The sequence below is a fragment of the Marinobacterium iners DSM 11526 genome (assembly GCF_900107855.1).
Classification (GTDB): Bacteria; Pseudomonadota; Gammaproteobacteria; order Pseudomonadales; family Balneatricaceae; genus Marinobacterium; species Marinobacterium iners.
The window spans coordinates 25,330-41,165 of sequence record NZ_FNRJ01000013.1; the positions used below are offsets into that span (position 1 = coordinate 25,330).

Genomic DNA, 15,836 nt, shown 5'->3' on the forward strand with positions numbered 1-15,836 from the left:
GCATGGCCAGGTCAGAAATACGGATGATGGATGGCAACGAAGCAGCCGCCACCATCGCCCACCAGCTCAATGATGTCATCGCCATCTATCCGATAACGCCGGCTTCGGTGATGGGTGAGCTGGCTGACAGCTGGAGCAATGCGGGGCGTCCCAATCTCTGGGGCAGTGTGCCGGAAGTGATTGAGCTGCAGAGCGAAGCCGGTGCCGCTGGTGCCGTGCACGGTTCACTTCAGGCCGGAGCCAAAACCTGCACCTTCACCGCCTCGCAGGGGCTGCTGCTGAAAATCCCCAACATGTTCAAGATTGCCGGTGAGCTGACGCCGACGGTGTTTCATATTGCGGCGCGCTCGGTGGCAACTCACGCACTTTCAATTTTCTGTGACCACAGCGATGTGATGGCTGCACGCACCACGGGCTTTGCCATCCTGGCTTCAGGCAATGCTCAAGAGGTGATGGATATGGCCACCATTGCCGAGATGGCCACGCTGGAAGGGCGGGTGCCGGTGCTGCACTTCTTCGATGGCTTTCGTACCAGCCACGAAATCAGCAAGGTTGAGCTGGTTACAACGGCCCAGCTGCAGCAGCTGATCGACCCCGGTTTGATCAGGGCCTGCCGTGACCGAGCACTGTCTCCCGAGCACCCCTTTATTCGCGGCACCTCACAAAACCCGGATCTCTTTTTTCAGTCACGCGAAGCGTGTAACCCCTATTACGACGCCTTTCCGGCCATTGTGCAAAACGCAATGGATCGCTTTGCAGCGGTGGCGGGCCGCCAATATTCGCTGTATGAGTACAGCGGAGCCGACGATGCCGAACGGGTCGTTGTGGTGATGGGATCAGCCAGCCAGACGGTGGTTGAAACCGTAGAACATCTCAATGCCGAAGGTGAAAAGGTTGGGCTGCTGAACGTACGCCTGTTCCGGCCTTTTGCCTCTGAGCGGCTGCTGCAACAGCTGCCGGACACTGTGCGTGCCATTGCGGTGCTGGATCGCACCAAGGAGCCCGGATCGGATGGCGAGCCGCTGCTCAAGGATATCACCACAGCTGTTTTCAACGCCTGCAGCGAAGATGCCTGGCGGGGCACTGGGCTGCCGCGCATTCTGGGTGGGCGCTTTGGCCTGTCATCAAAGGAGTTTACTCCCGGCATGGTCAAGGCGGTGTTCGACCATCTGGCCCGCCCGGAAGGCAAGCGTGAATTTACCATCGGTATTGACGACGATGTCACGCGCCTGAGCCTGCGTTGGGATGAAAGCTTTCGCAACCGTGCCGCGAGACAGCAGGTGCAGGCCGTTTTTTACGGCCTGGGAGCAGACGGAACGGTATCCGCCAACAAGAACAGCATTCGCATTATCGGAGAGAAGCCAGGTCGGTTTGCGCAGGGGCACTTTGTCTACGATTCGAAGAAATCCGGTGCGGTCACCGTCTCGCATCTGCGTTTTGGTCCTGAGCCAATACGCTCGGCCTACGAGGTTCAAAGCGGTGAGGCTGATTTTGTTGGCTGTCATCAGCCCGTCTTTCTGGATCGCTATCCGATGCTGGAAAAGGCAAAACCGAAAGCCACCGTGCTGATCAATACGCCTCTGACGGGAGAGGTTTTCTGGCAGTCGCTGCCGCAGCCGGTGCAGCGGCAGATGATCGACAGGCAGCTGAAGGTTTGGCTGATCGATGCCTATCAAGTGGCGGCTGATGTCGGGCTTGGCAAACGCATCAATACCATCATGCAGACCTGCTTTTTTGCGCTGACCGATATTCTGCCAAGGGATGAGGCGATTGCGCAGGTAAAAGCCGCTGTTGAGTCCACCTACGGCAAGCGCAGCGCGCGTATTGCACAGATGAATATTGCAGCCATCGACAATGCGCTGGCACATTTGCAGCCCTTTGACGTGCCGGATCAGGCACAGAGCCTGATACCGATGCACCAAGTGAATGCTGCTGACGCGACTACTTTTGTGCGCGAAGTCACGGCAGAGTTGATTTCTGGGCGCGGCGACCGGGTACCGGTCAGCCGGGTGCCCATCGACGGTACCTGGCCCAGTGGCACGGCGGCCTATGAAAAGAGGGATCTGGCACTTGAGTTGCCGCAATGGGAAGAGGAGCTCTGTACCCACTGCGGTAAATGCGTATTTGTCTGCCCGCACTCGGTGATCCGTTCCAAGGCGTTTCCCGAGACACTGGTGAAAGGGGCGCCTGAGGGCTTCAAGGCAGTGCCGATCAAAGGCGCGAAAGACTTCCCTGAGGGTACATTGATCAGTTATCAGATCTCGCCTGATGATTGCACTGGCTGTACCCTCTGTGTCGAGATATGCCCAATTCATGACAAATCGAACCAGAGCCGTAAGGCGCTGAACATGGTCCCCAAGGACGATATCCTGGTACGTGAACGGGCTAACTGGGAGTTTTTCCGCCAGCTGCCGGAGTTTGACCGTACCGGGCTCAAGGCCAGCACCATGAAAGGATCCATGCTGATGCAGCCGCTGTTCGAGTTCAGTGGCGCCTGCTCCGGCTGTGGTGAGACGCCTTACATTCGGCTGCTCAGCCAACTGTTCGGTGATCACATGCTGGTTGCCAACGCCACTGGCTGTTCGTCTATTTATGGCGGCAACCTGCCGACTACTCCCTGGACGATGAACGCGGAAGGGCGTGGACCTGCCTGGAACAATTCCCTGTTTGAAGACAACGCCGAATTTGGCCTCGGCATGCGGGCCGCGCTGGACAAGCAAACGGAATACGCTATTGAGCTGCTGCAGGCCTTGAGTGACCGACTGGAAGCGCACCTGGTGGAGGAGTTGCTGCAGGCTGATCAGAACGATGAGGCCGGTATCCGTGCCCAGCGAGAGCGGGTTGCGAGGCTGCGCCAGCGCCTGCAGGGAATGGATGACTTGCGTGCGCATGAGCTCTATCACTTGGCAGACAAACTGTGTCGTCACAGTGTCTGGATTATCGGTGGTGATGGTTGGGCCTACGATATTGGCTACGGTGGGCTTGATCATGTGCTGGCGTCCGGTCGTAACGTCAATATTCTGGTGCTGGATACCGAGGTCTATTCCAATACCGGTGGCCAGACTTCCAAGGCAACGCCGCGCGGTGCCGTCGCCAAGTTTTCCGCCGGCGGCAAGCCGGTGGCGAAGAAGGATCTAGCCCGTATCGCCATGGATTACGAGCACGTCTATGTCGCTCATGTTGCCTATGCCGCCAAGGATATGCAGACATTGCACGCCTTTCAGGAGGCTGAAGGCTGGGACGGTCCTTCACTGATCATCGCTTATTCACCCTGTATTGCGCATGGTTTTAATCTGGCTGGCGACAACCATGAGCATCAGCGCCTGGCGGTGGAATCCGGTCACTGGCCACTCTTCCGCTACGACCCGCGCCGGGCCGAGCAGGGCGAGAATCCGCTCAAACTGGATTCCAAACCGCCTTCCATCCCCTATGCTCAGTTCGCCCGTTCCGAGGCGCGTTTCAGCATGCTTGCACGGGCCAACCCCGAAGCGTCCAAGGTGTTTCTGGAGCAGGCCCAGAGGGAGGTTAACGAACGCTACCACCGCTATGAACAATTGGCCGGACTGAGCTGGTCCGCCGTAGAAAGTGCATCGGCAGAGAGTGCGCCTGCCGGCACAGAGCCGGAAACAGGAGGCCAGAATGAGTAAGCGATTGCATACCCGCTATCTGGGGTTTGAACTGGATAGTCCACTGGTGCCTTCAGCTTCACCGTTGACAGCCACACTGGATGGCGCCTGTCGGCTCGAAGATGCAGGAGCCGCGGCCATTGTCATGCACAGCCTGTTTGAGGAAGAGTGCAGCCGTGACCATGAGCTGCTGCATCATTTCTTGTATGAACAGGAAATAGGGCACTTTGAATCGGATGATTTCCTGCCCGTACCTGATGCCTTCCGTACCGCTGAAGAGCATTATCTCGAACGGCTGCAGAGTATGAAGTCGCGCCTGAAAGTACCGGTGATCGCCAGCCTCAACGGGGTCAGCCGAGACGGCTGGGCAGAGCATGCCGTGCAACTGGCACAGGCCGGCGCCGATGCACTTGAGCTGAACATCTATCATATAGCGGCTTCGGTACGCGAGAGCGGCGCCGAAGTGGAACAGCGTTATCTGGATATCCTCACCTCAGTACGGTCAGCCGTACCGCAGTTGCCGCTGGCGGTGAAGCTGTCGTCCCGCTTTTCCAGCCCGGTGCATATGGTGAACCTGTTGCGTGAAGCGGGTACTGATGCGGTGGTCCTGTTCAACCGCTTTATTGAGCCAACGCTGGATCTGGATACGCTGAAGATAAAACCCCAATTGCAGCTGTCCAGCCCGGCCGAGTTGAATGAGCGTCTGCGCTGGGCTGCAATTATCCGTGCTCAGGTGGCGCTGGATATGGCGATTACCGGTGGCGTGCATACCGGTGAAGATGTGATTCGCACTCAGCTCGTCGGTGCTGAAGTCGCTCAATTGGCCAGCGTGCTGATGCAGCAGGGAGAGGGTGTGCTGAAGCAAATGCGGGACACGATTCTGAACTGGCTGGATCAACATGAATATGAATCTTTGGATCAGCTGCGCGGCAGTGTCAGTTATGCTCGTGCCGAGGATCCCTCCGGCTGGGAGCGGGCCAACTATCTGGATACACTGGATCAGTGGTGCCCTTGAGGCGATACGCGAAAGAAATGTCTCATGAGAGAGAAAAGATTTTTCATGGAGCGGAATTTTTACTTTTCTCGGTTAACCGATCAGTTATCATCTATAGTCATTCAATACATTTATATGTCATTAAATAGTGACACACCCTCAAGGTTGAGGAAGGGGAGAAGTGCTGGTTGAATCTTAAATCAAGGCTCAGCCTCCTCGCAGTCGTACTGATACTTGCGTCAGCCGCCGCTGTCTGGATCTCGGTTCAGACCCTGGCAGAACGGATCATTACGGAGTGGGCGCTCAGATACGTTGAAAAGCAGGTTCTTTACGATAAGGAGCGGGTGCTGCAACCGCTGCTGCGTGAGATCGTGCTTGCACGTCAGCTGTCGAGCTCACCGGTGTTGATCGAATGGCTGGAAGACCCGGACAACATCCTCGCCGAGTACCGTGGCCTGATGGAGCTTGAGCGTTACCGCGAAAGCTTTACCGACAGCAACTATTTCCTCGGTATATTGCGCAATGGGCACTATTATTACAACAATGCCGAAAACGAGTTTGCCGGTGACCAGATGCGTTACCAGCTCAATGCCTCTGAGCCGGCGGATCGCTGGTTCTTCGATTTGATCGAGCAAAACCGCGACCTGCATATCAATGTTAACCCTGATGCTCACCTCGGCGTTACCAAGCTATGGGTGGATGTGCTGCTGCGTAATCCCTCGGGTGAGGTTCTGGGAGTTGCCGGTACCGGCCTCAATCTCAGTAGTTTCCTCAATGATATTGTCGACAGCGGTGAAGAGGGCATCACCAGTCTGTTCGTGAATCATCAGGGCGCGATCCAGCTGTATCGTGATCAGTCGATGATCGATTTTGCCAGTCTCACCAAAAGTGACAACGAACAGAGCCGTTTGAGCGTAATGATGCCGGGCGAAGACTACACACAGTTGAAGCAGGCCATGGCGCAGGTGAAGGAAGATCCCCAGGAAGTGATCAGTCGGTTTGTCACCCTCGATGGCAAACGCTATCTTGCCGGGGTGGCGTATCTGCCTGATATTGATTGGTATGAAGTCACCCTGATGGACCTGCACCGTTTGCTGCCGCTAAGCCGGTTTAACTCCATTCTGATGATATTTGGTATTTCGCTGCTGATTACGGTACTGGTGTTTCACATTGTACTGGGCCGGGTGGTGCTGGAGCCTCTTCAAGCGCTGGACCGGGCCATTCGACGTTTCCGTAAGGGAGAATACACCGGCGAGCCACTGAATGTGCGTGCCAGTGGTGAAGTCGCACGGCTGGTGGAAGAGTTCGAAAAAATGAGTCGTGAGGTATACGAGGCGCGCACCAACCTTGAGCAGAAGGTACAGGAGCGGACCGAAGCGCTGAACCAGCTCAGCCAGACCGACCCATTGACCGGCTTGCTGAACCGACGCGGCATGGATCAGCGTTTGCGGGAAGAGCTCAAGCGCAGTGCCCGCGAAGGTCGTCCACTGGGCATCATCTGGATCGATCTGGACCTGTTTAAGGAGATCAATGATCGCTACGGTCATGCTGTCGGCGATGAAGCCCTGGTGGTGGTGGCGACGGTGTTGCGTTCGGTGTTGCGTGAGTATGACGCGGCCTCACGCTGGGGGGGAGACGAATTCCTGATCATGATCCGTGATGCAGACAGGGGCTTGGTCGAACATATCTGTGAGCGTCTGCTGCGAGTAATCCGCGGTCAGGTAGTCAGAACACCCTGCGGTGCATCCCTGAGCATGACCTTCAGTATTGGTGCCAGTCTGACCCACACCGAAGACCATGAAGAGGTGCTGCGGCAGGCTGATGCCGCGCTCTATGCGGCCAAACAGGATGGACGTAACGGTTATCGGCTTTACACTGAGGTACTGGAGACTCAGTCCATCCTTGAAGTTGTGGATCAGACGGAAGATCTGGCGGAAGCCGGTATTAAAATTCGTCATTCAGCCGATTGATTAACTCCTCTCGCAGGCTCAGCCGTTTCACCGCATCTTCACCGAGCAGGCGGGCCGTTTGCAACAACAGGGTTTCACTCAAAAACTGGCTCGCGATCATGCTGTTGGTGTACAGCGGACTGTCGCCAGAGCTGATCAGGGTACAATCGGCCAGCTGTGCCAGGGGGGAGTGATGGCTGTCGGTGAGGGTCAGCAGGGGCAGGCCATATTGATGTGCCACCTGGGCAAGCATCACCGAATCCCGACTGTACGGCTCGGAACCGAACATCACCAGCAGGTCGCGCTTGCCCAGCTCGGCCAGCGCCTGCGCCTGACCTTCTCCGGCCGCGCCGACCACCGCCGTATCATCGCGAATCAGTCCCAGCATGTAACTGAATATTACCGCCAAGCCGAATGACTGACGCCGCCCCGCCACACGGATACGGCGCGCCTTGACCAGCATCCCGGCAGCCGTCAGCAGCTGCTCTTCATTCAGTTGGCCGGCGCTTTGGGTCAGGTTGTGGATCTGACGCTGCAGATGCTGACCGACCCGGCTGGATATACTTGCATTTTGATCACCGCTCACCAGTGCGCTGGCCTGTGCGCTGTAGTAGCGTCCCGGTTGGCTCAGTGCCTGACGGAACAGGGCCTGAAACTGCACAAAACCGGTAAAGCCCAGCAGCTTGGCCAGCCGGGTCAGGGAGGCGGGGCTGACCCCCGTAGCTTGTGCCAGCTCGGTGATGCTTTGGGTCGCGACCAGGCGAGGATCATCCAGCATCAGACAGAGCGCGTTCAGCAGCCGTTTGCCCATTGGCAGCTGCAACTCGCCGCGCTTGAGCAGGGATGGCAGCTTGCGCAGCTGAGCCAGCGAGCCGGGTGGAAAGGTGAAAGGGGTACTCATCGCATTTTTATTCCTTTTTATCCCGTTTTTGCCTCATATTCATATCTTTATGAAAATAAAAGATAAATAAGGAATTTGGTGGAAAATCCATCTGAAATATGAAAATAATTTTCCATATGATAGTCGATTATTGAAAAGATTTTCAGCTGGTCCATATTACCCCACATATCAATACCCACAGGACCCGCAATCATGTCAGTCGATGCCTATCTTCGCCCCATCAACCACTCTGAAACACTGCTGATCAACGAGCGCTCCGGTGCACTTGAAGCCAGCCGCAAGGTGTTTCGTTTCGGTTTTGGCCAGTCACCCTTTCCGGTGCCGGCGGAGGTGTCGACACGCCTGAGCGAGCACGCCGCAGAAAAATCCTACCTGCCGGTGCAAGGGCTGAAGCCTCTGCGTGAAGCTGTAGCCACATTTCATCGAGAACAGGATGGTGTGGACTGGCAGGCTGAGCGTGTACTGGTAGGTCCGGGCAGCAAGCTGCTGATTTATGCAGTGATGGCGGCGTTTACTCGCGCCGAAGTGCTGTTGATTTCTCCCAGCTGGGTTTCCTATGAGCCGCAGGCGCATTTGGCTGGTCATGCGGTACATCGGCTGCAGACCACAGCAGAAAGTCATTGGCGGCTGAGCGCCGAGCAGCTGGAGAAGTTCTGCGCCGCGCGTGAGCAGCCCGAACTGCCGCTGATTCTGGTGCTGAACTATCCAGGCAACCCCAGTGGCACCACCTACGGCGAAGCCGAACTGCAGGCGCTGGTTGGTGTGATGCGACGCTACAACATTCTGGTGATCAGTGATGAGATCTACGGCATGCTCAACCATACAGGTCAGCATCGTTCACTGGCGCGCTACTATCCGGAAGGCACACTGGTAACCGGTGGGCTGTCCAAGTGGTGTGGAGCCGGTGGCTGGCGCTTGGGCGTTATGCATGTGCCTGAAGCATTGGCGGGAAATCTGTTGCCGCGTCTGCTTGGTGTGGCATCCGAGACCTGGTCCTGCGTCAGCTCTCCTGTGCAGTATGCCGCCATCAAGGCCTATACATTTGGACCGGATGTTCAGGCCTATGTAGCGCGTGAGCGTGAAGTGTTGAGCCTGATCGGCAACGCGGCTGCAGCCCGTTTGAACGAGGCGGGTGTTGCCACTGCTTCACCTGAAGGCGGCTTTTACCTGTTCCCGGACTTTGCCGCCTGGCGTGACCAGCTGGCACGACGTGGAATCCACGGCTCGGATCAGCTCTGCACTGCACTGCTGGAAGAGGCCGGTGTTGCCCTGCTGCCGGGCACGGCATTCGGCATGCCGGCGCAGGAACTGGTCGCGCGGCTCTCCTATGTGAACTTTGATGGCGACTTGGCGCTGCAGCCGGATGCCGATCTGGAGCAGGTTGCACAGCCGGTACTGGAGGGTATTGGTGCCATCAATCACTGGCTGACGCAGCTGGGCCAGGAGGCAGCCTGAAACTGCAACACAGCGTTGCTGATTTGAGTTGTGCCTTCTGCGACTGAATACGCGAAAATCCTAATCGTTTTCAGTCGCATTTAAACAACAGTTTAGAAGGCCCTCATGAAACTCAACCATGTAAAAATTCGTACGGCACTGCTGGTCATTCTGCTGACCTTCAGTGCCGTACTCGTTCTGACCAGTATCAACGCCTGGCTGGCCGCCCGTGATGCTCATCGTGCATTGGCCGAACTGGATCGGATCACTCGTGAACAAACGGTGCCCGTCACCAACACCCTGATCACCGTGCTGCGTGCTCGACTCGCGGTGATAGGTGCCGAAGCCGAATACCAGAATGGTAATCTGGACAATGCCCGCTTCAGTCATGATGCTTCGGTGCGCTTTGCGCGGGAAGCGGCCGAGCTGTTCCAGCCCTTTGTTGTTACGCAAAAGTCTGACCTGATCCGGCCGATCGCGCAGCAGATGGAGCGCCGTTTCACACAGTTCCAACAGGCGATTGAACGTCTGAACCAGGCGCTGGAGGCCCGTAACCGCGACGCATTCCTGGCTGCGAACCTGGAAGCCCGGGACGCCAGTGAGGGTTACTATGCGGCGCTGTTGGAGTTTCAGCAACAGATGCGTATCAACAACGCCAAGCGCATGGAAGCGGCGGAAGGCACCTACCATCTGGCCACGGGAGAAGCGATAGCGGTGACTTTGCTGGCACTCCTGCTGGTGAGTCTGAGCCTGTGGTTTGTGCGGCGTCAGGTGATCGACCCGCTGCTGCTGGCGCAAAGCCACTTTCAGGCGATCGCATCGGGCGACCTGACCCGTGCAATTGATACCGCAAGCCGTAATGAAATCGGTGATCTGTTCCGTTCGTTGCAGGAGATGCAGCAGACCAAGCGCAGCATGATCCGCTCGCTGATGGAGTCATCCAGCCAGCTGGCATCGGCGGCGGAAGAGCTTAATTCGGTGACCGATGAAAGCCAGCGCGGTCTACAGCAACAGAGTGATCAGTTACAGCAGGCCGCCACGGCCATAACAGAGTTGAGCACGGCGGTGGATGATGTGGCCGTCAACGCGGTGACCACTTCCGAAGCATCGCAGGCATCCAATCAACTGGCGGTGCAGTGCCGTGAAGGGGTGCGTATTACCACTACCGACATCCATGCGGTTGCGGAAAATGTGGAGCATACAGCCAAACAGGTCGGTGAGCTTGCCGAGCACAGCCGCAACATCGGTCAGATTCTGGATGTTATCCACAATGTGGCGGAGCAAACCAACCTGCTGGCGCTGAACGCAGCGATCGAAGCGGCGCGGGCGGGAGAGGCCGGGCGCGGTTTTGCTGTGGTGGCGGATGAGGTGCGCACGCTGGCACAGCGTACACAGTCTTCCACCTCGGAGATTGAGCGCTTGATTCAGGCGATGCGTGAAGGTACCGACAACGTGATGCAGTCGATGCAAACCAGCCGTGAGCGCGCCGAACGCACATTGCAGGGGGCCAATGCTGCCTCAACCGCCCTGGAAGAGATCTTCCAGTCAATTGGCCAGATCAATGACCGCAATCTGGTGATCGCCAGTGCCGCCGAAGAGCAGGCACAAGTCGCCCGTGAAGTGGATCAGAATCTGGTCAACATCCGTGATCTGTCCACCCAAACCGCTGCCGGTGCCAACCAGACCAGTGCCGCCAGCCGCGAACTGTCACGGCTGGCGGTGGAAATGCACGATATGGTGGTGCACTTCCGAACCTGATCAGGCGGCGCCGATCATCCGGCGCAGCACATAGTGCAGAATGCCGCCATGGCGGAAGTAGGCCAGCTCGTTGCCGGTATCGATGCGGCAGCGCACGCTGGCCTGAACATCGCGCCCGTCAGGGTAGCGGATGCTCAAGGTCAGCTGCTGCTGTGGCTTGAGCTGATCCAGCCCGGTCAGGCTGATCTCTTCCTCGCCGGTCAGGTTCAGCTGCCTGCGGTCGGTATCGACAAACTCCAGCGGCAATACCCCCATTCCCAGCAGATTGGAGCGGTGGATACGCTCGAACGACTCGGCTATTACCGCTCGCACGCCGAGCAGACGCGTACCCTTGGCGGCCCAGTCGCGTGACGAGCCGGTGCCATATTCCTTGCCGGCGATCACCACCAATTCGCGTCCGTCCTGTTGATAGCGCATGGCCGCATCGTAAATCGACAACTGTTCACCACTGGGAAAATGGCGGGTTTCACCCCCTTCTACCCCGTCCAGTATCTCGTTACGAATACGTACGTTGGCAAAGGTGCCACGCATCATCACTTCATGGTTGCCACGGCGAGAGCCGTAGGAATTGAAGTCTTTCTGCGCTACTCCAAGTTGCTGCAGGTAGCGACCGGCAGGGCTGTCCGGTTTGATCGCACCGGCCGGGGAAATATGATCGGTGGTCACGGAGTCGCCCAAGAGAGCAAGAATACGAGCAGATGTGATGTCCCGTACCGGGTCAGGCTCGCGGCTCATGCCGTTGAAGAACGGCGGTTGTTGTATATAGCTGGACTCGGGCCAGTCATAGGTTTTGCCGGTGGCAACTTCAATCGCCTGCCACTGAGCATCGCCATCAAAAACTGCCGCGTATTCACGCTGGAACATCTCGGTGTTGACCCGCTCCAGTGCTTCGGCAATCTCGGCCTGGCTGGGCCAGATCTCTTTCAGGTAGACCGGTTTGCCATCTTGGTCAGTCCCGAGCGGCTCATCGGACAGGTTGATATCCACCCGACCAGCCAGCGCAAAGGCAACCACCAGCGGTGGTGAAGCCAGCCAGTTGGTTTTGACGGCAGGGTGAACACGGCCCTCGAAGTTTCGGTTACCGGAAAGTACGGATGCCACCGTGAGATCCTGTTCGCGTACCGCGATTTCGATTGGTTCCGGCAGCGGGCCGGAGTTGCCGATACAGGTGGTACAACCGTAGCCCACAAGGTTGAAGCCCAATTGATCCAGTGCGCTATTCAGCCCGGCTGCCTGCAGGTACTCGGTCACAACCTTGGAGCCGGGTGCCAGTGAGCTTTTGACCCAGGGCTTGCGTTTCAGGCCCCGGTTGATGGCCTTCTGGGCCAGCAGTCCCGCCGCCAGCATGACGCCGGGGTTTGAGGTGTTGGTACAAGAGGTAATGGCGGCAATGACCACCGCACCATGATTGAGTCGGAAACGTTCTCCGGCGTATTCAACGTTCGCTCCACCCTGAGTGCCCGGTGCGGTCTGCCCACCTTCGGCTTCCAGATCGCTCACTGCATCGGCTGGAGGGGCACTGAGGTTCAGCGCCATCAACTCGTCAAAACGGGATTTCAGCTGGCTCAGCGCGACTCGATCCTGAGGTCGCTTCGGGCCTGCCAACGACGCTTCTACGGTATCCAGATCCAACTCCAGTGTTGAGGTAAAAATCGGCTCATCGCCTGTGTTGCGCCACAGGCCCTGTTCCTTGCAGTAAGCCTCGACCAGCGAAACCTGCTCCTCGCTGCGACCAGACAGACGCAGGTAGCGCAGGGTTTCCTCGTCCACCGGGAAGAAACCGCAGGTAGCACCATATTCGGGCGCCATATTGGCCAGAGTGGCGCGGTCGGCCAGTGGCAACTGCGCCAGACCGTCGCCGTAGAACTCGACGAACTTGCCCACCACCCCATGTTTGCGCAGCATGTCGGTCACGGTCAGGACCAGGTCGGTGGCGGTGATTCCTTCGCGCAGCGCGCCGGTGAGCTTGAAGCCTACAACCTCGGGAATCAGCATGGAGATCGGCTGCCCCAGCATCGCAGCCTCGGCCTCAATGCCGCCCACGCCCCAACCCAGAATGCCAAGGCCGTTGATCATAGTGGTGTGGGAATCGGTCCCCACCAGTGTGTCCGGGTAAACCCAGGTTGTGCCGTCGCGCTCCTCACGCCAAACCGTCTGACCCAAATACTCTAGGTTGACCTGATGGCAGATACCGGTGCCCGGTGGTACAACGCGGAAGTTGTCAAACGCGGTCTGACCCCAGCGCAGGAATGCATAACGCTCGTGGTTGCGCTCCATTTCGAGTTTGACGTTGTCATGAAAGGCATCGGCGCTGGCAAAATGGTCTACCATCACCGAATGGTCGATCACCAGATCCACCGGCGACAGCGGATTGACCTGTTGTGGGTCGGCCCCGAGCGCTGCAACGGCATCACGCATAGCGGCTAGGTCAGCCACACCGGGAACGCCGGTAAAGTCCTGCATCAATACACGAGCCGGGCGGTAGGCGATCTCACGCTCGGAGTGGCCGCCTTGATGCTGCCAGTCCACCAGTGCCTGCAGATCTTCAAGCTGTACCGCATCGGTATCGATATTGCGCAGCAGATTTTCCAGCAGTACCTTGAGTGAACAGGGCAGTCGGCTGATATCACCCAATGAGTCGGCAGCCTGTTTCAGACTGCTGTAAGTGTATTGTTTCGACCCCAGTGTAAGGGTTTGTGTCACCTCATCTGCGTTCATCGTTTGAATCCTCCTGCCTGTGGCGTGAGTGAAAGGTTTACAAGACTAGTCATCTCCCTTGGCGGCGAGCTTGCGCGCCTGTTCTGCCCAGTCCGACAGTTGCAGCTGCACCATGCCGTTTACCGTAGAGGGTGGGTAACGCCCGTCACGGTCGGCAGCCCCGGCTTCTCGTCCGAACAGCAGTTCAATCAGCTGATCCAACTGGCTGACAGCGTGAATGGAAAACTGCCCTTCGCGACAGGCATCCACTACTTCTTCACTCAGGATCAGATGTGGCTCGTTACTGGCCGGAATGATGACGCCATGACTGCCATCCAGCCCACGGGAGCAACACAGCTCAAAGAAGCCTTCGATTTTTTCGTTGACGCCGCCAATTGCCTGAATTTCACCATGCTGGTTGATCGAGCCGGTAACGGCAAAACTCTGTTTCAGCGGTAAACCTGTGATGGCGGACAACAGCACGCAAAGCTCGATGGCTGAAGCACTGTCGCCATCCACCGGGCCATAGGACTGTTCGAACACCAGACTGGCGTTGAGTGAAAGCGGCTGGTTACGGGCATAACGGGCACCGATGCAAGCCCCGAGGATCATCACCCCCTTGGAGTGTAGCGGCCCCCCCAGCTTGATTTCACGCTCGATGTCCAGCATGCGCCCCGTACCCATTCTGGCGGTGGCCGATATTCGACTGGGTTTGCCGAAGCGTTGATCGCCCAGCTGGAATACCGACAATCCGTTTGCTTGCCCAACGGCGCTGCCGCTGGTGTTGACGATCAGGGTACCGCGTTCGATCTGCTGTTGCAGCAGTTCGGAATACTGGCTGCTGCGGTAGCGCTGCTGCTCAATCGCTTTCTGCACATGGCTGCGACCGGTCTGTGATGCGCCCTGGCGCAAGGCCCAGAAACTGGACTCGCGCAGCAGGTCGATCAGTTGCCCGCGGTTAAGCGACAGCTTTTCGCTGTCGTCCATCTGGCGCGAGCTGTGCTCGATCACCGCTTCCAGCGCACTGCGGTCAAAATGCGTCAGACCCTCTTCACGTACCAGCATGGCGATCAGGCCGATATAGCCCTGCAGGTTCTCGCGGTCACGATCAAAGCCTTCGGCGAAGTCGGCATAGACCTTGAACAGGGTGGTGAACTCCGGATCGTAATGCTTGAGCAGATAGTAGAGGCGCCGGTCTCCGATCAGCACCACGCGCACATTGAGCGGTACCGGCTCCGGCTCCAGCGAGCGGGTGCCACTGATGCCGTACATCTTTTCCAGCGGGTCGATGCGAATCTCACGGTTGCGCAGGGCACGTTTCAAGCCCTCCCAGGCAAAAGGGAAGGAGAGCAGTTTCTGGGCATCCACCACCAGGTAGCCGCCGTTGGCGCGGTGAAGAGCACCGGGCTGGATCAGGCTGAAATCGGTGCTCAAAGTGCCGAAGTGGGCTTCGTACTCAATTCGACCGATTAGATTCTGGTAGCTGGGAATGTCCTCGTAGACGACGGGCGCCCCACCGTTTTTCTCATGCCCCACCAGCACATTGATTTGATAGCGGCGGAACTTACCGGAGCGGGCACGTTTGTGCAGCGGGGCACGCTCCTCTTCTTCAGAGGGGAGAAAGTCGTCCACATTCTCAATCATGTCCTGATGGATGGTATCGAGGAAGTCGAGCACTTCGGTATGGCTGCCGTATTTCTGCCGGAGATTATTCAGTGCCGGGTCTATGATACCCTGTGTGGTTTCCTGCTCCAGCTCGCGGATGCGTGCCTGATGTTCCTGATGCATTTTGGGAACCTCATGCACCAGCTCGGTCAGTTCCTCGTTCAGCTCGTCCACCGCTGCCTTGATTCTGGCCCGCTCTTCCTTCGGCAGTTGGTTGAACTGATCCGGCGTCATCAGCTTGCCGTCGCGTACCGGCCCCAGTGTATAACCACCGGGGGTACGCATCAGGGTGATACCGGACTCGCGCGCCTTTTGCCCCAGTGCCTTGAAGTTTTGCTCCTCTCGCGCCTGAAACTCGTCGTTCAGTTGCTGCAGCTGGTTACGATACTCATCACTTTTAAACTGCGCCGGAACACGCAGCAGCAGGACTTCAATCAGCTTGCGAAGATCTTCATGCAGGTTTTGCCCCATGCCTCGGGGCATGATCAGTTTGAACGGCTGGTTGGGGCGGTCGAAATTGTGGATGTAGCAACAATCACTCGGTTCTTCACCGCTGGCGGCCTCGGCGCTGACGATGCGGGATACCAGCTCCCGTTTGCCGACGCCGGTAGAGCCGCTGACAAAAATGTTGTAGCCGGGATGATCCATGCCGATGGCAAACTGAATCGCGTCCAGCGCCCGTGATTGCCCCAGAACCGAGTAGTCCGGCGTGATATCGGTGGTTGAGGTGATGCCCAGCGCTTCAAGGTCACAGCGATGGCGCAACTGTTCGGGTTTCAGCAAGGTCTCGTGCATGTCAGCATCCATTGATT

Annotated in this window: 8 protein-coding genes; 5 read left to right on the forward strand and 3 right to left on the reverse strand. The window is 57.6% G+C overall.

Annotated features, from left to right (window positions below; genetic code table 11):
* Nucleotides 1-2 precede the first annotated feature (2 nt).
* The 3 genes from nifJ (at nucleotide 3) to BLV48_RS13275 (ending at nucleotide 6,590) form a co-directional block, all read left to right on the forward strand.
* Entirely contained in the window at nucleotides 3-3,647 is a 3,645-nt protein-coding gene (gene nifJ, locus BLV48_RS13265; protein ID WP_175527675.1) for a pyruvate:ferredoxin (flavodoxin) oxidoreductase, read from the forward strand.
* Entirely contained in the window at nucleotides 3,640-4,641 is a 1,002-nt protein-coding gene (locus BLV48_RS13270) for a dihydroorotate dehydrogenase-like protein (protein ID WP_091827280.1), read from the forward strand. The genes nifJ and BLV48_RS13270 overlap by 8 nt, the downstream gene beginning before the upstream one ends.
* Before the next feature lie 167 nt (nucleotides 4,642-4,808).
* On the forward strand, nucleotides 4,809-6,590 hold the full coding sequence (locus tag BLV48_RS13275; RefSeq protein ID WP_139253925.1) for a sensor domain-containing diguanylate cyclase: 1,782 nt from the start codon (nucleotides 4,809-4,811) through the stop codon (nucleotides 6,588-6,590).
* Here the strand turns inward: BLV48_RS13275 and BLV48_RS13280 are convergent.
* A complete protein-coding gene (locus tag BLV48_RS13280) occupies nucleotides 6,565-7,470 on the reverse strand; it encodes a MurR/RpiR family transcriptional regulator (protein ID WP_091827282.1) in 906 nt (301 codons plus the stop codon). The genes BLV48_RS13275 and BLV48_RS13280 overlap by 26 nt on opposite strands.
* 192 nt (nucleotides 7,471-7,662) lie before the next feature.
* Between BLV48_RS13280 and BLV48_RS13285 the strand changes: the two genes are divergently transcribed.
* Together BLV48_RS13285 and BLV48_RS13290 are read left to right on the forward strand one after the other, a co-directional pair.
* Entirely contained in the window at nucleotides 7,663-8,925 is a 1,263-nt protein-coding gene (locus BLV48_RS13285) for a pyridoxal phosphate-dependent aminotransferase (protein WP_091827283.1), read from the forward strand.
* A gap of 105 nt (nucleotides 8,926-9,030) precedes the next feature.
* The gene (locus BLV48_RS13290) at nucleotides 9,031-10,662 is read left to right on the forward strand and encodes a methyl-accepting chemotaxis protein (RefSeq protein ID WP_091827284.1); all 1,632 of its coding nucleotides are present in this window, start codon (nucleotides 9,031-9,033) and stop codon (nucleotides 10,660-10,662) included.
* On the opposite strand, the gene acnA is transcribed toward BLV48_RS13290, so the two are convergent.
* Together acnA and BLV48_RS13300 are read right to left on the reverse strand one after the other, a co-directional pair.
* On the reverse strand, nucleotides 10,663-13,380 hold the full coding sequence (gene acnA / locus BLV48_RS13295; RefSeq protein ID WP_091827285.1) for an aconitate hydratase AcnA: 2,718 nt from the start codon (nucleotides 13,378-13,380) through the stop codon (nucleotides 10,663-10,665).
* A gap of 45 nt (nucleotides 13,381-13,425) precedes the next feature.
* The gene (locus tag BLV48_RS13300) at nucleotides 13,426-15,819 is read right to left on the reverse strand and encodes a Lon protease family protein (protein ID WP_091827353.1); all 2,394 of its coding nucleotides are present in this window, start codon (nucleotides 15,817-15,819) and stop codon (nucleotides 13,426-13,428) included.
* Nucleotides 15,820-15,836: the final 17 nt, after the last annotated feature.